At 72.0% G+C, this 19,218-nt stretch carries 13 protein-coding genes; 6 read left to right on the top strand and 7 right to left on the bottom strand.

The features are described from left to right. Positions 1–109: 109 nt before the first annotated feature. The 5 genes from WMF22_RS08610 to WMF22_RS08630 all read right to left on the bottom strand — a co-directional run bounded on the left by WMF22_RS08610 (position 110) and on the right by WMF22_RS08630 (position 4,254). Positions 110–679, bottom strand: a complete 570-nt coding sequence (locus WMF22_RS08610) for a tellurite resistance TerB family protein (protein WP_437298622.1) — start codon at positions 677–679, stop codon at positions 110–112. 78 nt (positions 680–757) lie between these two features. Further along, positions 758–1,876, bottom strand: coding sequence for a lipoyl synthase (gene lipA / locus WMF22_RS08615; protein ID WP_438035440.1), 1,119 nt, complete (start codon positions 1,874–1,876; stop codon positions 758–760). Positions 1,877–1,925: 49 nt separating this feature from the next. Next, a complete protein-coding gene (gene mtnA / locus WMF22_RS08620; protein ID WP_437298624.1) occupies positions 1,926–3,071 on the bottom strand; it encodes an S-methyl-5-thioribose-1-phosphate isomerase in 1,146 nt (381 codons plus the stop codon). Continuing rightward, entirely contained in the window at positions 3,072–3,404 is a 333-nt protein-coding gene (locus tag WMF22_RS08625) for a hypothetical protein (RefSeq protein WP_438035441.1), read from the bottom strand. Between the two features lie 10 nt (positions 3,405–3,414). After that, the gene (locus WMF22_RS08630; protein WP_438035442.1) at positions 3,415–4,254 is read right to left on the bottom strand and encodes an SDR family oxidoreductase; all 840 of its coding nucleotides are present in this window, start codon (positions 4,252–4,254) and stop codon (positions 3,415–3,417) included. Between the two features lie 859 nt (positions 4,255–5,113). Between WMF22_RS08630 and WMF22_RS08635 the strand changes: the two genes are divergently transcribed. The 4 genes from WMF22_RS08635 (at position 5,114) to WMF22_RS08650 (ending at position 10,586) form a co-directional block, all read left to right on the top strand. Further along, entirely contained in the window at positions 5,114–6,217 is a 1,104-nt protein-coding gene (locus WMF22_RS08635; protein ID WP_438035443.1) for a CAP domain-containing protein, read from the top strand. A gap of 233 nt (positions 6,218–6,450) precedes the next feature. Next, positions 6,451–7,263, top strand: coding sequence for an alpha/beta hydrolase (locus WMF22_RS08640; RefSeq protein WP_437298628.1), 813 nt, complete (start codon positions 6,451–6,453; stop codon positions 7,261–7,263). 141 nt (positions 7,264–7,404) lie between these two features. After that, the gene (locus WMF22_RS08645; protein WP_438035444.1) at positions 7,405–9,681 is read left to right on the top strand and encodes an AAA family ATPase; all 2,277 of its coding nucleotides are present in this window, start codon (positions 7,405–7,407) and stop codon (positions 9,679–9,681) included. 8 nt (positions 9,682–9,689) lie between these two features. After that, positions 9,690–10,586: a hypothetical protein gene (locus WMF22_RS08650; RefSeq protein ID WP_438035445.1), complete on the top strand. Its 897-nt coding sequence runs from the start codon at positions 9,690–9,692 to the stop codon at positions 10,584–10,586. Positions 10,587–10,685: 99 nt separating this feature from the next. Here WMF22_RS08650 and WMF22_RS08655 read toward each other — a convergent pair whose 3' ends face one another. Continuing rightward, positions 10,686–11,672, bottom strand: a complete 987-nt coding sequence (locus WMF22_RS08655; RefSeq protein WP_438035446.1) for a hypothetical protein — start codon at positions 11,670–11,672, stop codon at positions 10,686–10,688. A 981-nt stretch (positions 11,673–12,653) separates the two neighbouring features. On the opposite strand from WMF22_RS08655, the gene rlmN reads away from it, so the two are divergent. Further along, a complete protein-coding gene (gene rlmN, locus WMF22_RS08660) occupies positions 12,654–13,850 on the top strand; it encodes a 23S rRNA (adenine(2503)-C(2))-methyltransferase RlmN (RefSeq protein WP_437298633.1) in 1,197 nt (398 codons plus the stop codon). Here rlmN and WMF22_RS08665 read toward each other — a convergent pair. Next, on the bottom strand, positions 13,828–14,655 hold the full coding sequence (locus tag WMF22_RS08665; RefSeq protein ID WP_438035447.1) for a DUF5995 family protein: 828 nt from the start codon (positions 14,653–14,655) through the stop codon (positions 13,828–13,830). The genes rlmN and WMF22_RS08665 overlap by 23 nt on opposite strands. 645 nt (positions 14,656–15,300) lie before the next feature. On the opposite strand from WMF22_RS08665, the gene WMF22_RS08670 reads away from it, so the two are divergent. Continuing rightward, positions 15,301–18,765, top strand: a complete 3,465-nt coding sequence (locus WMF22_RS08670) for a nitric oxide synthase oxygenase (protein WP_438035448.1) — start codon at positions 15,301–15,303, stop codon at positions 18,763–18,765. Positions 18,766–19,218: the final 453 nt, after the last annotated feature.

Raw genomic sequence — 19,218 nt, forward strand, 5'->3', positions numbered from 1 at the left:
GTTGACTCGTCGCAGCGATCAGCCTCGGGGTTTGACTCGCCGCGGCGAGCTCGAACCGGCGCGCCCTGATGCGCGTCTCCCGCCGTACGCGGCGGCGCTGATGTCCACGCTAGACGTTCACGGGCTCGGCTGCCTGCGCGAGGGCCTCGTCGACGGCGGCCACGTCGAGCTTGAAGCCGCGCGCGAGCTGCTCGAGCACGCCGTGCTCCTGCGCGCTCACGCCGCCGGAGGCGTGCGCCATGGACGCCGCCACGCGGAGCACCTCGCGCTGGTGCTCGGTCCGCGCGATCGTGCGGGCGACCATGCTGATGCGCTTCTCCAGCCCGTCCTCGGCCAGCATCTCGCCGAGGTCGGCGAGGAGCGCCTCGATCTGCTTCTCGTGGACGAGGTTCTGGCAGGCGCCGGCGACGATCGCCTGGAAGCGCCCGCGCTCCTCGTCGTCGAAGTGGCCGTCGGCGTTCGCGACGAGGAACGCGGCCTCGATGATCGTCTCGAAGAGCGCCACCGCGGCCGGATCGAAGCCGGTGGGCATCGTGATGTCTTCGATGGGAGGGCGCGCGCTGTAGGCCCTCGCGGCCTGGGCCAGGATCGACGCCACGCGCACGCGCGGCGTCTCCGAGCCGAGGCGCGATGCGCGAGGCGCGATGCCGCCGGGGCGCCTGTTGATGGGAGCGGACATCGTTGTGTTGGACCCTCCTGCCGTCCAACACGCTCGGCCAAACGCCCGGAAGCGTCAAGCCGCTTGCTGAGTGGCGCTCTAGCGGCGGACGAGGGAGGCGGCCGGGACGAGGCGCGCGGCGCTGGCGGACGCGGCCGCCGGACCGTCGAGCGGACGGGGCTCGTCCGGGTCGAGCTCTGCGGTGAGGCGGGCGGCCTCGCGGCGCGCCACGGCGAGGCGCTCCTCGAGGAGCGCCTCGACGGCCGGCGCGTCCGGCGAGGCGGGCAGCGCCGCGCCGCCTCGGTCCATCAGGCTGCGGACGAAGACCTCGGCCGCCTTGTAGCTCGACCGAACGAGCGGCGCGCTGGCGGCGTAGAGGAAGCCCATCTCGAGCGCCGCGCGCTCGAACGCGGCGAAGGTCTCGGGCTCGACGAAGCGCTGCACGGGCGCGTGCTTCGAGGAGGGGCGGAGGTACTGGCCGATCGTCACGATGTCGACCCCGGCCTCACGAAGGTCGCGGAGCGCCTCCAGGACCTCGTCGTCGGTCTCGCCGATGCCGACCATGATCGAGCTCTTGGTGAGCCGCCGGGGCGCGGGCGCGCCGGCCTCCGCGGCGTCGGCGGCGAGGCGCCGCTGGCGCTCCTTCGCGCGCCGGAGCACGGCGAGCGACTGGTCGTAGCTCGACCGGACGTCGCGGATGACGCGCGTGATGCGGCGGACGACCTCGACGTTGTGGGCGAAGACGTCGGGCCCGGCGTCGACCACCATGTCGACGGCGCTCATGTGGCCCTGGAAGTCGCCGACCAGCGTCTCGATGAGCAGGTCGGGCCGGAGCGCGTGCAGGCGGCTCACCGTGCGGGCGACGTGCTCGGCCCCGCCGTCGAGCAGGTCGTCGCGGTTGACCATCGTCATCACGACGTACTGGAGCGAGAGCCGGGCGATGGCGCGGGCCACGTGCTCCGGCTCGCGCACGTCGACCGCGCCGCGCGGATCGCCCGTCGTGACCGCGCAGAAGCGGCAGCCGCGCGTGCACACGTCGCCGAGGAGCATCACCGTCGCGGTCCCCTCGCGCCAGCACTCGCCGACGTTCGGGCAGCGCGCCTCCTCGCAGACCGTGTGGAGATCGAGCTTGCGGAACGTCTCCTTGAGGTGGTGGTACGTGTCACCCCCGGGAGCGCGGACCTTGAGCCATTCAGGTTTGGGCGAGAACTGCGCCATCAGGGGTGTCCTTAGCCCATGCGGCGGGGGAGCGCGAGGGGGAGGTGCGCTAGCCGGCCGGCGGCGCAGGCGGCACGGAGCGGCTGATCTCGCGCGTCGTCAGCTTGCCGCGCTCGGTGAAGACGGCCGTGACGAGCTCCGCGGGGGTGACGTCGAACGCCGGGTGCCGGACGGGCACTCCGGGCGGGACGACCCGGCGGCCGCCGACGACGGCGAGCTCGTCGCGGCTCCGCTCCTCGATCGGGATCGACGCGCCGCTGTCGGTGGCGAGGTCGATCGTGCTCCACGGGGCGGCCACGTAGAACGGGATGCCGTGGTGGCGCGCGAGGCAGGCGAGGCCGTAGGTCCCGATCTTGTTCGCGACGTCGCCGTTCCGCGCGATGCGGTCGGCCCCGACGACGACGGCGCCGATCTCGCCCTTCTGCATGAACCACGCGGCCATCGAGTCGGAGATCACCTCGACGGGGATGCCGTCCCGCTGGAGCTCCCAGGCGGTGAGGCGGGCGCCCTGGAGGTACGGGCGGGTCTCGCACGCGAGCACGCGGAGCGCCTTGCCCTCCTCGATGGCGGCGCGGATCACGCCGAGCGCCGTGCCGTAGCCGCCGGTCGCGAGCGCGCCCGCGTTGCAGTGGGTGAGGACCGTGCCCGACTCCGGCAGGCGCGCGGCGCCGGCGCGGCCCATCTGGTGGCAGGCGGCGACGTCTTCCCGGTGGATCTCGCGGGCGAGCTCGGCGAGCTCCCGCGCGCGCTCCTCGCCGCGGCGCCCGGCGTTCTGCAGGGCCGCGGCGATCGCGCGCCGCACCGCCCACCCGAGGTTCACGGCGGTGGGCCGGGCCGAGGCGAGGTGCTCCCCCGCCGCCCGCATGGCGGCGACGTAGCTGGAGGCGCCCTCGTCGCGGGCGGCGCGCGCGGCGAGCGCCATCCCGTACGCGGCGGCGATGCCGATGGCCGGGGCGCCGCGGACCGCCATCGTCCGGATGGCCTCGGCGACGCCGGCGGAGTCGGTCAGCGTGAGGTAGCGCTCGCGCTCGGGCAGCTCGCGCTGCTCGAGGAGGAACACGCGGTCGTCGCCCTGCGCCAGCTCGACGGCCGAGTAGTCGGCGCCGGAGAGGGCCGCGGCCGGCTCCCAGGGCGGCGCCGGCCGCGCGCCCTCGCCTGGCCTCGGTGTCTGCTCTGCTTCGAAGCTCGTGCCCATTCAGCGCCTCCCGTTCGAGCGTGACGGCTCCCCTGGCGATCCGTCGTCCGGCCCCCGCGCCTCGGCGCTCGCGGCGAGCCGGCCGCGGATCTCCTCCGCGACGGTCGCGAAGTCCTCCGCCGCGTCGGCCTTGCGGCCCGCAAGGTAGGCGCGGAGCGCGTCGGCGGCGAGCAGCGCGAGGCTCGCGTTGATCCCGCGCGCCGTGAGCGCCTCGATCACGTCGCCGTTCTTGAGCAGCGTCTCCAGGTCGTCGAAGACCGCGGCGAGCTCTGGCCCGGGATCGACGCCGCCGCCGGCGGCCGGGCGCGTCTTCTTGTCGTCGTCGCGGGTCACGGGTCGCGCCTCATGGTTTGGTGGTGGTCGCCTTGGGGATCGCGGTGAAGGGGAAGTGCGGCGGCTCCACGCCGGGCACGCACTGGTACTTCGAGAAGTCGGTGACGCCCTCCTCGCGGAGCAGGGCCTCGTCGATCCACGCCTTACCGCGCCGGGCCGACGGCTCGCGCGAGAGCAGCGCGAGCGTCGCGTCGGCGAGGATATCCGCCTTGCGCCAGAGCTCCGGGCCGCCGAGGCCGAAGTTGATCGTGGCGAAGCTCTCGATCGCGGTCGCGGGCCAGAGGGCGTGGGCCGTGATGTTGTGCTCGGCGTACTCGCCGGCGATGGCGTCGGCGATCATCGTCATGCCGAATTTGGAGACCGCATAGGCCCCGTGGTGGGCGCAGGCCCCGGCGTCGACGGGGGGCGACATCATGATGATGTGGCCGTATTTTTGCGCGATCATCTGGGGGAGGACGGCCTGCGAGAGGGCGAACGACGCGCGCACGTTGATGCCCATGATGAGGTCGAACTTCTTCATGGGTGTGTCCACGACGTCGGCCCACCAGAGCGCGCCCGCGTTGTTGATGAGCGCGTCGATGCGCCCGAGGCGCTCGATGGCCGTGGCGACGGCGCCCCTGCAGGCCTCGTCGTCGCGGACATCGAGCTTGATGGGCAGCGCGCGGCGGCCGAGCTGCTCGACCTCGCGGGCGACGTCGTGGATCGTGCCCGGGAGGCGCGGGTTCTCGGCGACCTCCGTCTTCGCGGCGACGACGATATCCGCGCCTTCTCGCGCGCAGGCGAGGGCGACGGCCCGTCCGATCCCGCGGGAAGCTCCTGTGATGAAGACGACGCGGTCCTTGAGGCGCATGGTCGGCGGTCATAGCACAGGAGCCGCCGCGGGTGCGGCCTCGCGGTTCGCGGTCGAGCGGCCGTGCTGCGGGGTCGCCGCGCGGTCATCGGGTCATCGGGCCGTCGGGCCGCCTTTCCGCCTTTCCACGAGCGCGGCAGCCGGCGTGCCGGGCGGATGAGATGGCGCGCGCGTACGGCGGGAGGCCACATCCACCACCACCCCGCGCGTGACGCCGGGGCGAGCTCTGCCGCGGACGTGAGCGGGCGAGGGCCCTCAGGCGAGCGGCCAGGCGGTATGGGGGTGTGGCGGTGTGGCGAGGAGCGGGGGAGTCGCGCGGATTTCATGGGCGTTCGATTGACCTGCTGCTGACATGCGGCCTGTGGCTCCCCGCGGCGCGCGTCGACGCGCGATCCACGGCGGGCGGAGGCGGAGGCTCGCAGGGTGTGGTCGCCCCCACGGCTTCCGATCGCGGTCTGTCGTCGGACACGGACACCCACCCTTCGGACCAGGGGAGATGTTGTGCCCTGATGGATCCATGTCTCACACCGTCCTTGCGTGAAGAAATCCTGTGTCGTCGAGCTCCGGGAAGCTCGGTTTCATGGGTCTTGAAAAGATCCAGTGATCCGGCGGCAAATCATGCGTGCCAGAGTGTTTCGTGCCTGGACATGCCAGCGGTCAGGTGACACCGTGTCGTGAGCGAATCGAAGGGAGGCGCTGCGCTGCGTGGGATCGCGCTGTGCGCTACTCCGCCCCCTGAACAACGCTGTACTGGGGTGGCCCGTCGAGGTGTCGTGTGCCCCGGCGTACGTGCTGGCGCGAGCCGCGACGCAGGGGCGGGCCGAGCTCGGACGGGCCCAGAGAACCAAGGAGCATGCATATGAGCGCTTTGCACAGGACGCTTGTCCTCGCCTTCATCGCTGGCTGTTCTGCAGTCGGCTGTCTCGCCTCGACCGAGGTCGGCGAGGAGCCGTCGGCGGAGCTGTCGGACGACCAGTCCTCGCCGCTCGCGGGGGCGGTCTGCGATACCGCGTCGGAGGGCTCGGATGTGGAGCTCTCCTGTCCTGCCGGCGAGGTCATCACGGCGATCCAGTTCGCGAGTTATGGCAGGCCGCGCGGCGTCTGCGGCGGCTACGCGGCCACCTCGTGCAACGCGCCGACGTCGAAGGCCGTCGTGGAGCGCGCGTGCCTCGGAAAGGCGAGCTGCGCCGTGCGGGCGAGCAACGCGACCTTCTCCGGTGATCCGTGCAGGAGGACCGCGAAGCGGCTCTACGTGCAGGCGGCGTGCGGCCCCGCGACGCCGGGCAGCGGCGCGAGCGGCTCGACGAGCGGCACGGGCGGCACGGGCGGTGAGGGAGGCGCGGGAGGCGCGGGAGGCGCGGGCGGTACGGGAGGCTCGACGAGCAGCACCGGGAGCGCGGGCGGCTCGACGAGCGGCACCGGAGGCACGGGCGGTGAGGTCTGCGGCAATGGGGTTTGCGGCGCGGGCGAGGACTGCTCGAGCTGCTCGAGCGACTGCGGCGCATGCCAGATGTGCAGCGGCGCCGGGCCCAGCACGACTCCGCTCGACACCGAGGAGCAGGCGTTCCTCACCATCATCAACCAGTATCGCGCGCAGAACGGCCTCGGGGCGCTCTCGGCCTGCACCTCGATGAACCGCGCCGCTCAGGGGCACAGCGAGGACATGCGCGATCAGAACTATTTCTCGCACACGAGCCTCGACGGCCGGACGCCCTGGACCCGCATGTGCAACGCCTGCTACGAGCTCGGCTGCGGGGGCACCGCCATGGCCGAGAACATCGCCGCTGGCAACTCGGCAGCACAGGCGACGTTCACGCAGTGGAAGAACTCGGACGGCCACAACAAGAACATGCTCGGCTCCGCCTACAAGGTCATCGGCATCGGGCGGGCGACCGGAGGCGGGACCTACGGGTCCTACTGGACCACGGTGTTCGGCGGCAGCTCCGAGGCGAGCTGCAATTAGGCCAGGCACCCGCGGCGGCGGCCGCCTGCTCGCAGCAGCCTGTCACGCATGAGGCGTTCTGCCATGGCGGGGCGGCGCGACCCGGGAGCCGAGATGGCCCGGGCCGCGCCGCGCTCCGCGGCCGGAGAGCAGCCGCCGAGTGGCGGCCCGGCGATTGCTTTGAGCTTCGGACGACGGAGCGGTTGTGTGCTCGGAGCAAACGAGCTGCGCCGGTCATCCGTCTCGAAGCTCTCATGGCGGAACACATCATCTATCTCCTCGGTCCTTATCGAATTCCCGGCTTCCAGGGGGAGCGCGACGTCCGCGTCTACCTGCCCAGCGAGGGGGCGCCCGCCGGGCCGTCGCCTGTGCTCTTCCTGTTCGATGGGCAGAACGTCTTTCACGACGACCCGTCTTACAGCGGCGGCTGGCACCTGCACCAAGCGGTGCGCGATCTCTCGGGCCGAGGCCTCGTGGCGCCCGTCCTCGTGGGGATCGATCACGGCGGGAGCGAGCGGCTGACCGAGCTGTCGCCGTTCCCGGGCGACGGCAGCGACGGGCGGCTCGACGACTTCCTCGGCTGGATCACCTCCGAGATCGTGCCGGCCGTACAGGAGCGCTTCGCGGTGCGGCGCGACCCGGCCGGCACGGCGATCGGCGGCTCGTCCATGGGCGGCCTCGCGGCGCTCTACGCCCATTTCCGCCGCCCCGACGTGCTCGGGGCCGCGCTCTGCATGTCGCCGTCGCTCTGGTTCGCGGAGCGGAAGATCTTCGACTTCATCGCCTCCCAGGCCGTCCCGGCGAGCTCGCGGCTGTATATCGACGCCGGCGCTCAGGAGGACGACGGCTCGGTGCTGCGCGACGCCGCGCGCCTCGTGGCTCACCTGCGCCAGCGCGGCTACGGCGAGGCCGACCTGCTCTTCTGCCCGGACGAGGACGGGACCCACTGCGAGGACGCGTGGCGCCGGCGCGCGCCGGGGGCGCTGCAGTTCCTGTTCGCCGAGGCCGCCGGGGAGCGGCAGGGGGGCGCTGGCGGGGGGAACGACGAGGCGCAGCAGGCCGTCTGAACGGCGACCTGCGGCCGGCAAGCGCCTCGGCGGCGTACGCGGCACGCCTGATCGCTCGGAAGGGCCGCCGTGTGCCTCCGGTCGTGGTATGACGTGGGCCTGCGCATGCGGGAAGCGTTGCCGAGGGTAGATGTCGGGATCTTGACCTTCCGAGAGGACGAGCTCGAGGCCGTCCTGGAGCGCTTTCCGCGGGAGACGACCGTCTCCAGAGCGCGGATTTACAGTATTAGCCGGTTACCCATCGAGGAAGGTGAGAGCTACACCGTCGCGGTAACCCGCTGCGTCGCGGACTTCCCCAGCAGCGATGTCGTGGGGGCCATCGACGAGCTCGTCCAAGACCTGGCACCTCGACTGCTGCTCATCGTTGGCATCGCGGCAGGGATACCGTCCGAGGAGGTCACGCTCGGAGACGTCGTGGTAGCGACCGCCGTCGTCAAAGCGAGCAGGAAAGCAATGCGTGAATCTCAGCCTCTTTCGATAGAGCACATGCATAAAGACGTCGTGAAATGGGCGTCGAGCCTGCCAGTGCTGATCTCGTCGGGGTGGAACCATCAAGAATTCACGGGCCCGGCTCCCAGTATAGTCCATGAATTTGCAGGAGATGTCTCGCTCAAAGATGAAGTGTCCTTGTCGCTTAAGCGTCAATTTACGCCACCCTCGACGCTGGCTAATTCGATTCCGCGAGTGAAAGTCGGGAAGTCTCGCTGTGTGGCAGGTGCAATCGTCGCGAGCGATTACGTGATGAGCGACGACGATCTGAGATCCATTTTTAATGGATTGCGGCACAGCGTCCGCGCCGTCGAGGTAAAGTCCCTGAATGCGTACGGCGCGGCGCATGTGCGCGGGCTGCCCATCATGTCGATCAGAGGCATCAGTGAAATCATCGGCATGGAGCGCGACCCTGCATGGATTCCGTACGCCTGTCGGGTGGCCACATCGTTCGCGCTAGCCTTCTTGCAGGCGCGTCCCATCGAGCCACTCCGGGCGGCCGCGCACGTTGCAGCAGCCACCGAGGCAGCCTCCGAGAGGGAGGTCGACCTCACGAGAGTCTTCTGGGCGAAGCGCCTATCTCTGTCGTGGGTGCGAGGATTTCGCCTGCTAGAGCTTCCGATGAAACCGCCGGCCAAGCAGGACCAGGGACAGTGGACCGTCCTCCTTGGCGACAACGGGATCGGTAAGACCACCATCCTGCGCGCCCTCACGCTCGCACTCTCTCCGAGCGATGTGGTTCATGCCGTGCTGGGGAGAATGGGGGTCACCTCTCCCACCGTGCGGGCCGGCAGTGCCAAGGCCATCATCCGCCTGGGAGCTCACGAAGAAGACGATCTCACGACGCTCACCCTGGAGCCATCTCCAGGCGGCGAAGTCCTCCGGCGGCGGACATTCACCGAAGCCGCCATGCCTTTCGTCGTGGCTTACGGTTCCCGCCGTGGGTCCGGCCTCCTCGACTCGGGACGTAGCGCCGATGCTACGCCCCTCGCCGCGGTCGAGACCCTCTTCGACGAGGGCGCCAGCCTTATGCAGCCGGATTCCTGGCTCATCCGATGGCAGCTCGCAGCGTTGCAGGGCGGCAAGGATTCGCAGGATGCGCGCTTTTTCGACGCGATCCTTTCCACGCTATGCGAGCTGCTTCCTGACGTCAAAGCGGTCCACGTGAGCGCAAAGGGGGTCGACGTCGAGGGCCCCACCCTCGGCCGGGTGCCGCTTGGAGCGCTGAGCGACGGCTACCGTACGACCATGGGCTGGATCCTCGACATGGTGGCGCGCTGGGTCGAGGAGGCGAGGCGGCGCAACATCGAGGTCGACGGTGATTTCCATGAGAAGATGACCGGCGTCGCCGTGGTCGACGAGATCGATCTGCACCTCCACCCGCGATGGCAGCGTGACGTGATCTCGATGGTGCGCGGACACTTCCCGCGGATGAGCTTCGTTGTCACCACGCACAACCCGCTGACGCTTCTGGGCGCCCAGCCGGGAGAGATCTACGTGCTGCGGCGGGATGCGCAAGGCAACGTGGAGATCCTCCAGCGCGACCTGCCGCCCGGCGCGGGCGCGGAACGGATCCTCACCGGCGAGTGGTTCGGGCTCCCGTCAACGCTGGACGACGAGACGCTGGACATGCTCGCCAAGCACCAGCGGCTGATCCGCGAGCGCGGCCTCGACGCGCCCGAGGCGGTGAAGCTCGAGGAGGAACTGCGGCGGCGGCTCGGGTCGTTCGCGGATACGCGGGTGGAGCGGCTGGCGCACGAAGCGATGGCGGAGCACGTCGAGAAGGATCTGCGCGAGCTGACGCCCGAGGAGCGGAAGCAGGCTCGGGCGACGGTCGCGGCGATGCTCGATGAAAAGCCGGGGCCGGTGAAGCCGGCGCCCATAAAGAGCAAGCCAAAGGCGAGACGGCCCAAGCAATCAGCAGGTTGAGCGGGGACATGCTCGGGTTCCGGCGGCCCAAGCGCCCCAGGGGGTTTGCGAAGGAGGTCGGTGCGGTCCGCCGCGCCGTGGCGAGCGCGTGCGCCGCGGGGCAGGTGCCGGACTTCCTCCCCTTGTGGCGCAAGGACGAGTACAAGCGGAAGTTTGTGGCCGCACAGCACGGCAAATGTGGCTACTGCGAGACGTACTCGCTGAACCACCCCCCAGCCATCGAGCACTACGCGCCGAAGGGCGAAGTCGAGGCTCTGGCCAGCGAGGGGATCGAGGCGGACGGGCTCTATGGCGTCCGAGATCGTGCCACGGCACAGATCAGCCCGACCGGGTATCACTGGCTTGCCTATGACTGGAATAACTGGCTGCTTGCGTGCGAGCGTTGCAACACGGGCTGGAAACGCTCGCTCTTTCCGGTGCGAGAACATCCGCACCCGTGCCCGCTCGCGCCGGGCCAGCGCTACACGCCGCTGCTCCTGAACCCGTACGGCGTGGAAGATCCCGTCGAGCACCTGGAGTTCAGCGCGCTTGGAGACATCACCGCCCGCCATGGGAGCGAGTATGGGGAGGCGACGATCCGCACGCTCGGGCTTTCCCGCCGTGAATCGCTGCGCCATGTCCGGCAGGGCTTCGCGGAGGACGCGACCCGGCACGCGAGAGGGCTCGAACAGGCGCTCGTCGACGGCAAGCTCGATAGTGCGCAGATCCACGCCGAGGCGCTGGTCTCGCTCGGCGGTGAGGAGCGCCTGCATGCAGGCATGGTGCGGAGTATCGTCCTGTCCAGGCTCGGCATGCGCTGGCCCCAGATGAAAATGCTGGCTGAGAAGCTCGCCGCGAAGGCCCATCCTCCCACGAAAGCTCCAGCCGTTGGTGCGCGCAAAAGAACGCGGGAGCGGAAGCGGTAGGCCGCGTGTCCCGCACCGGGCTCGCCTCGATGGCGCCTGCAGAGCGCCCTTCCGAAGCGCGAATCGTTCTGCCGGGATGTCCCCTCTGGCGCCTGGCCCCTACCGCCGCCCCTTGCTCCGCTTGCGCGTCCCCTGGACGATGCGCGCCGCGTAGCGCGGCGTCGGGGCGGTCGCGCCGAGCGCCGCGGACAGGCGGTCGACCTCCGCATCCGAGAACGACGCCTTCCGGAGCGCGGTGATCGCGCCCGCCACGACGTCGCGCGACTCGGGGCGCTCCGCCCCCGTCTTCTCCTCGAGCCAGCGCACGACCTCGGGGAAGCGGCCGGCGAGGGCCGCGATCTGCGCCGGCATCCCCTGCCGGAGGAGGCGCAGGCCCTGCAGCCGCTCGTCCGCGCGCGGGGAGCGATCCGACAGCACGAACGCCTCCTCGAGGCGCGCGACCACCTCCGCGCCCGCCGAGAGCCCGGCGAGCAGCGTGCGCTCGGCGAGCGCCTCGAGCGCGACGTACGCCTGCAGGTAGCCGTCGGTCCAGGACGAGAGCTCGCCGACCACCGCGTCGCCGCGCGCCGCGATGACGGCGCGGAGCGCCGCCACAACCCCGTCGCGCACGACGCGCCGCGGGTCCTCGGCCAGCTCCTCGAGCGCCTCGAGCGGATCGAGCCCGCCCTTCCCGCGGCGCGCGCCGCCCGCGCGCGGCGCCTGCCCCGCTCCGCCCGCCCGCGCCGCGCCCTGCACCGCGAGCGACGCGAGCGCCTGCGCCGCCACGATGAGCGCGTACTCCTCGGTGGTCGCGCAGAGCGCCCGCACGAGCCGCTCGGCCGGCGCGCCGCGGTCCGCGATCGCCGCGCCGACCGCCCGCGCGAGATCCAGGTTCACGCGCGGCAAGGGGGCGTTCGGCCCGAGGTCGGGGCCGGGGGCGCGCACCCCGCCGCGCCGGGCGGGCAGCCCGGAGCTGCGATCGAGCAGCGCGAGCAGCTCGGCCGGATCGCCGCTCTGCGCGGCGCGCTCGATCGCCGCGTCGATCTTCGGGTTGCGCAGCGCGCCCGGGGGAGTCGCCCCCCGGCGCGTATCCGAGGTGTCAGCCATTCAGAACCCCAGGGAAAGACCGACCTCCGGGGAGAGGACGGCGGTCACGGCAGGAAAGGTGAGGCTCGAGCGGAGCGTGAGGCTCAGCGAGAGGGCCTCGATCGGCGCCGGTCACCCCGGCGCCGGTGGCCGCGCGCGCCTGCTCGAACGCGGAGGAGACCTCCGGGCCCGCGGCGAGCCACCCGGCGAGGCTCCCCGCGATCGCGGGGGACGCGCGCGGCGCGCAGGAAACAGGGCCGTTGCGTGCGGACATCGGCGCGCAACGTAGCCCACCGGTGTGTCAGCGAGCGCCAGAAAAGCTTGGGGACGGGAAGCCCGCTCACCCGATCCTGGAACACGCCACACGCAGGAGGGACAAATAATCCACAGGTTGTTCCCAGGTTGTGGAAACCCCGTGGGACCCTGGCAACTCCGCGGAGCTGCCCGTCCTGCGCCGATCGCGGGGCGGCAGCCCCTCCAAGCCCCGGCGCCGGCCGAAGCCAGCCCGGGCATGGACGCGCCGCCCACACCGATGCAACTGATTTTTCTGCGATTTCTGGCGCTCCGTGGCCCGGCGCGCCGCCCGACTTCCGGGCGCTAAACTCCCTCCTTCGGAACCAATCTGCAACCCAAAAATCACGTTCCCGAGCCCGGTTTGACAGTCCACATGCTTGTCCACAGATTGGCCACCTGATGGCCCCAGACGGCGCGCAGGTTTCGTGTCGGATGGGGGGCGCCGGGCGCGTTCTCGCTTGTCTTTCGGGTGGCGATCGACATGCGATTGACAAGCTCGCGATGACCTGGGTGGGGGAGGCGGCGGGCGCCGGGGCTCGGCCGGAGCGCCCGGCGAGCGTCCATCCGGCGGACGCGCGGGCGCCGGGGCTCGGCCGGCCAGAGCGCCCGGCGAGCGGTCCATCCGGCGGCCGTCCGGGTGAGGCGGCCGCGCCGGGCGCTGCGTCGCTGGGCCGCGCGGCGCCGCGCCCGGCGTGCTAGCGGGTGCGCATGCGCGTTCCGGAGATCCCCGAAGAGATGGCGTCGCCCCTGCGCGCCGGCGACCCGCCGGCGCAGGTCGCAGGGCGCCCGCTGATCCGGAGGAGCGCGCGCGTCCCACGCTGGCGCGCGCGGCTCGCCGACCACGACGCGGCCTCGCTCGCGGAGCTGCTCCGGCAGGCCGGCGGCACGGCGTCGGCGGCGCGCGCGGTCTCCGGCAAGGTGGTGCGCCACGCCTTCGGCGCCGAGCCGGGCGCGCCTGCGCCGGCCTGGGACGCGCGCGCGCTCGCCGCCCTGGGCGTCGGGGCCTGGGCGCACGAGGCGCTGCTCGCGCTCGATCCGGCGCCGTCGCTCGAGATCGCCGAGCGGGCGCCGGCGCAGGACGACACGCTCCGGCTCGTCCTGCGCGCGGGCGACGGCGCGCTCATCGAGTCGGTGCTGATCCCGGGGCCCGCCCGCACAACGCTCTGCGTCTCGAGCCAGGTCGGCTGCGCCCGGGCCTGCTCGTTCTGCGAGACGGGGCGGCTCGGGCTCGAGCGCCAGCTCGCCGCCGGCGAGATCGTCGATCAGGTCCGGATCGCCCGGGCGCTCGCGGCCGAGCGCGGCGGCGCGCCCCTCAGGAACCTCGTCTTCATGGGGATGGGCGAGCCGTTCGATAACCTCGGCGAGGTGCTGAAGGCCATCCGGCTGCTCACCGATCCGCGGGCGTTCCGGTTCGCGCCGTCGCACGTCACCGTGAGCACCGTCGGGGTGGCGGACAAGATCGAGCCGTTCTTCCGCGACGCGCGCGCCGAGCTCGCCGTCAGCCTCAACGCCCCGGACGACGCCCGCAGGCAGGCGATCATGCCCGTGAACGCGCGCTTCTCGATGGCGGCGCTGAAGGAGGCGATCGCGCGGGCGCTGCCGCCGGGGCGGCGCGTGCTCTTCGAGTACGTGCTCTTCGATCGCTTCAACGACGCCCCGGAGGACGCGGATCTGCTCGCGGCGTACGTCGCCGGGCTCCGGTGCCGGGTGAACGTCATCCCCTGCAACCCCGGCCCGGATCCGGCGCTGCGCCCGCCGTCCGCCGCGCGGCTCGACGCCTTCGTGGCGCGGCTGTCCGGCCATGGCGTCACGACGCTCGTGCGGCGGCCGCGGGGGCGCGACGTGGGCGGCGCCTGCGGTCAGCTCGCGGGGATGGCCCGCGTCAGGCAGCCAGAGCCAGCGTGAGGGCGGCGCCGCGGGCGAGCGGGGCCCCGGCGCGGAGCGCCCCGTGGCCCGCCGCGAACGTACGGGCGATCTTCCCCGAACGCTGGTCCATCCGGACGAGCACCGCGCGCTTGCCCGTCTCGCCGGTGCGCCCGAGCGTCGCGAGCAAGGAGAGCAGGTCGGTCCATACGCGGTCGCGCCAGCGCCTCAGCAGGAACATCACGACGCTCGAGATGGCGCGCTCCACGTCCCGGCTGAAGGTCGCGATCCGGGCGAGCGGGCAGCGATAACGAGCGCGCAGGATCGCGAAGATTTCCGGCATCGCCGCCGCGAGAATTTCATTCACAAGGTCGTGGTCGTGACGGTAGCGGTCGAGAAGCCGGGCGTCCTGCGCCGCGCCGTGCTGGACGATGTTCTGGTAGAGCCCGAGGGCCAGGTCGTAGTTGATGTGCGCGTTGATGCCGAGCAGCCCGTGCGCCGCCGCCGCCGCCCCGCCCGCGCTGGCGCACTGGAACGCGACGTCCCACGCCTCGATGCCCGTCGACCGCGCTTCCAGCGACGCCGCGAGGGCCGTCAGGTAGTACTCGCAGAAGATCCCCGCCAGGCGCGAGATCCACGCCGGCTCGAGGAACCGGCCGTCCGAGCCGCCGCCGACCGCCTCTTTCACGCGGCGCGTGATCACGGCGTAGACGTCGGGGAACACCGCCCGCGGGTCGTTCCTCTCGCGCAGCCGCGCGGCGACCGTCTCCAGCGCGATCAGCGCCTCGGAGACGTTCGCCGGCGTCATCGTCACGCCCTGCAGGACGGGATGACGCGCGGTGGACACCGCGGGATGGGACGCAGCCAATGACCGCGTCTGCTTGCTCCTCATCGCCAGGGGTCGATCCGAAGTAAGGGTCTTCATGGCTGCGCGGAGCGAGCGAATTCAAGGATCGTGCCCGTATGTCCGGTCCGCAGTCGTACACAGCCACAGGAGGTACGAGCGCGCGCAGAGCTGGGCTCGAGCGCGCGCGGCGGGTGTTTGCACGCTCGTTCGCCAGGTCGCCCTTCACGCCGGATTTCCCGCGAATACAGAGGCGAACGCGCGCCCGTCGGTCCGGGGCGAGCGGGCGAGGTTCCGGTGGCGCCGCGCGGCTACCAGCAGCGGTGTCGTCGAGCGGTGCCCGCGTCGACGTCGTGCCCTGACGCGGTGAGACCGCAGGCCGGCGCGCCAAAGTGCCCCATGGGGCAGATTGTGACGCGCGGACGGGTTCCCTCGAGGCAAAACAAGGAATCCCCCGACGCCGCGCACACCTTGGTAATCCGGGTGCGGCGGTGTGTGCCGGGTCGCGCGGGCGTTTTCGGGTCTCGGCCGGCCGGGTGATGCGCCGTATCCTGGCGCGGAGCGCTCCGCGCCTGCGCGCGGCCCTCGACGCCGCCTGGCGGCGGCGAGGGAGGTTGCGCTCCTCCGCGGATGCCCCTGCCGAGCACCATGAGCTTCCTCAAGATCGTCTGTTCCGAGCCCAGAAACGACCTCGCCTCCTTCCTCCAGTCGCTGCCGATCGAGCCCGCGGGGCCGGCCATCGCGCTCGTGATGGGCACCGCGGATCTCGCCTATCCGCTCGTGGCCGCGCGGACCTTCCTCGCGTCGGCGAGGGAGGTGGGCGCGTCGCACCTCCTCTGGGTGGCGCCGTACTTCCCTCCCTCGAGCCGGGTGGGGCAGCAGATCCGCGACGCCGAGGCGTCCGTGCGCGCCTCTGGCCAGGCGGTGACCACGGTCTGGCACGGACCTCTGCTGAGCGCGCTCAACCTCTGGCGCGAGGACATCCGGCTCCGCCGCACCCTGCCGCTGCCGCTGGGCGGCGGCGCGCTGCCCTGGGTGGCGCCCGCGGACGTGGCCCGCAGGGCGATCCGCGCGCTGGAGCAGCCCGGCGCGCCGGCGCCCGTCGTCTGCGGCCCCGCCGCGTGCTCGGGCGCCGAGGTGGCGGCCGCGCTCTCCCGCGGCCTCCGCGCCGGCCTGACGAGCGAGCGCTTCGCCTGGCGAAGGTTCGAGGAGATCGATCGCGACCACGACCGCAAGCTCAGCGAGGATGAGCTCCTGCCGTACCTCACCGGCCTCGGGATGCGGGCCGACGAGGCGAAGGCGCTGCTCCTGGCCGCGGACACGACCGGGGACGGGACCGTCGACTTCGAGGAGTTCACCGCCGGGCTGCGGGGGCGGCTCGACAACCTGGTCCAGCAGCTGCTGCGCGAGGACCCGTTCGAGCTCCGGTACGTGGACACGCCGGCCGATCGGGCCGCGGCGGCGCTCGTCCAGGCGGGCCTGCGGAAGGCGGCGGCCGAGGCGCTGATCGAGGGCTGGGCGAGCCTGGCCAGGGAGGGGATCCCCGCGGACGTCCGCGGGTCCGACGAGGCCTGGCTCGAGCTGCCGCCCGCGACCGTCGACGCCTGGGCCGAGCGGCACGCGCTCGATTTCGTCAACGTCCACCTCCTGCCCGGGCAGGGGCTGCTCTCCCGGCGCGAGGGGGTCGTCGAGAGCAGCGCCGCGATGGGCGCGCTGGCCGGCAAGGAGGCCGCGATCTCGAAGATCGTCGACGGCGGCGGCCGCATCCTGTCGCTCTCCCGCGCGCTCGACGGGAGCGGCGTCTCGGCGCGGTGGCTCGACGCGCCCATGGAGAGCCTCCGGTGGGTGCCGTGCGGGGATCGCGACAAGCGCCGCGCGCTGCTCCTGTCGAGCGGGCAGCTCACGGGGCTGCACGTCGAGGGGGAATGGAACGACCTCCCCTCGGCGATGCGGCTGCTCATGGCGCGCGGCCCGCTGCCCGGCTGGCAGCTCACGACGTTCCGGGAGCTCGGCGAGCTGAAGATCGATCAACCCGCGGCGCTGTTCGAGCCGAACGAGGTCGTGTGCAACTGCGCCGGGGTCAAGCGCGGGCAGATCACGAGCCTCATCGAGGCCGGGTGCGCGACGCCCGCCGAGCTGTCGGAGCGGACGCGGGCGGGCCAGATCTGCGGCGGCTGCGCCCCGGCGCTCGCCGAGATGTTCGGCGGATCGAGCCTCCAGCAGGCCGAGGTGAAGGCCGCGCGGGAGCTCTCCCCCGGGATCTTCCAGATCACGCTCTCGCCGGTCGGCGGCGCGCCGGCGGCGTCGGTGCCCGGGCAGCACGTGCTCGTGCAGGGCTACCTCGATCGGCGCTGGGTGGCGCGCGCGTACACGCTGTCTGCGCCGGCGCGCGCCGGCGGCGACTACGAGATCACGGTGAAGCGCGAGGAGCTCGGGGTGTTCTCGCGGTGGCTGTGCGAGCGCGCCGCGGCCTCGCTGCTGCGCGCGTCGGCGCCGAAGGGCAGCTTCGTCCTTCCGGCGCCGCCCGTGGAGCGGGTGGTGTTCCTCGCGGGCGGGATCGGCGTCACGCCGGCGATGGCGATGCTGCGGGCGCTCGACGGCAGGGCCGACCGCCTCGAGGCGGGGGCCTTCCTCCTCGACTGGTCGGCGTCGCGCGCCGCGGATTTCGCCTATTTCGAGGAGGATCTGCGGGCGATCGCCGGCCGCACGCCCGGCGTCGCGTTCCGCCTGCGCGCGACGAAGGCGGAGGGTCGGCTGTCCAGGGAGCAGGTGGCCGAGCTGTATCCTTACCGGCCGGGATCGCGGGCGCTCGTGTGTGGTCCTGATGCCTTCATGCGCGACGCGCAGGAGCACCTGCGCGCGGTGGGCTGGCCGCCGGACGCCATCCAGCGGGAGCTGTTCAGCTCGAACGTCGACACCGCCGGCGAGGTCCGCCCGACGCCGCTCCGGCGCGCCGGCGCGGCGCGGGCGGCTGGCGGCGTGTGTCCGGTCGAGCACGGGTCGTTTCACGTGACCCCCACCGCGCCCGAGGCGGTGCCGACCGAGGCCGAGGCGTTCCTGCGCCAGTGCTACGCGGAGCTCGGGGTGCCCTCGGCGGTGGAAGAGCGCTGGCAGGAGGTGCGGGCGAGCCTTTCGAAGCACGGGACATACACGCACCTGCCCGACGAGCTCGCCTATGGCGCCCGGCTCGCGTGGCGCAACAGCTCGCGCTGCATCGGGCGCTTCTTCTGGTCGACGCTCCACGTGCGCGATCTGCGCCACCTGAAGACGGAGGAGGAGATCTTCCAGGCGCTCGTCGAGCACCTCGATCTGGCGACGAACGGGGGCGACATCCGGGCGACGATGACGGTGTTCAGGCCGGGTGAGCCGCGGATCCGCATCTGGAACGGCCAGCTGGTCCGCTATGCGGGCTACCGGCTCCCGGACGGCGGCGTGCTCGGCGATCCGGGGAACGTGGAGCTGACGGACCAGGCGCTCGCGCTGGGCTGGCCGGGCGGGGAGCGGACGCGCTTCGATCTGCTGCCGCTGATCCTCCAGATCGGCGACGGCCGGCCGAAGTGGTTCGAGCTGCCGCGGGAGAAGGTGCTCGAGGTGCCGATCGAGCACCCGCGGTATGCGTGGTTCGCCGAGCTCGGGCTGAAGTGGCACGCGCTGCCGGCGGTCTCCAACCTGGCCCTCGATCTCGGCGGGATCCAGTACACGGCGGCGCCGTTCAACGGCTTTTACATGGGGACCGAGATCGGCGCGCGCAACCTGAGCGACGTGACGCGGTACGACCAGCTGCCGCTCATCGCGGATCGCCTCGGGCTGGACCGGTCACGCAGCGACACGCTGTGGCAGGACGCCGCGCTTGTCGAGCTGAACGTCGCGGTGCTGCACTCGTTCCGGCAGGCCAAGGTGCGGATGATGGACCACCACACGCTCTCGGAGTACTTCAAGAAGTTCGAGCAGCAGGAGCGGCAGTGCGAGCGCCCGGTGTACGCGGACTGGACGTGGATCGTCCCGCCGATGTCGGCGTCGACCATGGCGGTGTTCCACACCAACATGGAGAACAAGATCCTGAAGCCGAACTACCTGTATCAGGACGATCCGTGGAAGGAGCGGAAGGGGTAGCGGCGAAGGCGCATTCACGAGCGAGTCGCCTGCGTTCCTCCCTGGCTGCGAGAGAGGTCGTGCCGAGACGCCCGGCCCCCGGAGGGGGTGCTCGTCGCGCGGGCGCGGGGTGGGGCCCCGCCGAACTCGCTTTCTGGCTGCGAGAGAGGTCGTACCGAGACGCCCGGCCCCCGGAGGGGGTGCTCGTCGCGCGGGCGCGGGGTGGGGCCCCGCCGAACTCGCCTGAGCCCTGTCTCCTCCGGCAGAGCCGGAGGAGACAGGGCTCAGGCTCAGACATCGGCCCATCCCCACCCCGCGCCCGCGCGACGAGCACCCCCTCCGGGGGCCTACCGCGGACGCAGAACCAGGGAGGAACTAAGGCGACGCCGTACCAGCGCGGGCCGCCGACACGGACGGCCGCGCTCGAGGGAGACGGAGGGGGCGCGACGGACTCGAACCATCGCGGGGGGGTGG

This window comes from Sorangium sp. So ce204, from assembly GCF_051526795.1.
Lineage (GTDB): Bacteria > Myxococcota_A > Polyangia > Polyangiales > Polyangiaceae > Sorangium > Sorangium cellulosum_B.

Coding starts and splice junctions, on each gene's coding strand:
- WMF22_RS08670 (WP_438035448.1), top strand. CDS start 15,301: ATGAGCTTCCTCAAGATCGTCTGTTCCGAGCCCAGAAACGACCTCGCC.
- WMF22_RS08650 (WP_438035445.1), top strand. CDS start 9,690: ATGCTCGGGTTCCGGCGGCCCAAGCGCCCCAGGGGGTTTGCGAAGGAG.
- WMF22_RS08610 (WP_437298622.1), bottom strand. CDS start 679: ATGTCCGCTCCCATCAACAGGCGCCCCGGCGGCATCGCGCCTCGCGCA.
- WMF22_RS08655 (WP_438035446.1), bottom strand. CDS start 11,672: ATGGCTGACACCTCGGATACGCGCCGGGGGGCGACTCCCCCGGGCGCG.
- rlmN (WP_437298633.1), top strand. CDS start 12,654: ATGCGCGTTCCGGAGATCCCCGAAGAGATGGCGTCGCCCCTGCGCGCC.
- WMF22_RS08640 (WP_437298628.1), top strand. CDS start 6,451: ATGGCGGAACACATCATCTATCTCCTCGGTCCTTATCGAATTCCCGGC.
- lipA (WP_438035440.1), bottom strand. CDS start 1,876: ATGGCGCAGTTCTCGCCCAAACCTGAATGGCTCAAGGTCCGCGCTCCC.
- WMF22_RS08630 (WP_438035442.1), bottom strand. CDS start 4,254: ATGCGCCTCAAGGACCGCGTCGTCTTCATCACAGGAGCTTCCCGCGGG.
- WMF22_RS08635 (WP_438035443.1), top strand. CDS start 5,114: ATGAGCGCTTTGCACAGGACGCTTGTCCTCGCCTTCATCGCTGGCTGT.
- mtnA (WP_437298624.1), bottom strand. CDS start 3,071: ATGGGCACGAGCTTCGAAGCAGAGCAGACACCGAGGCCAGGCGAGGGC.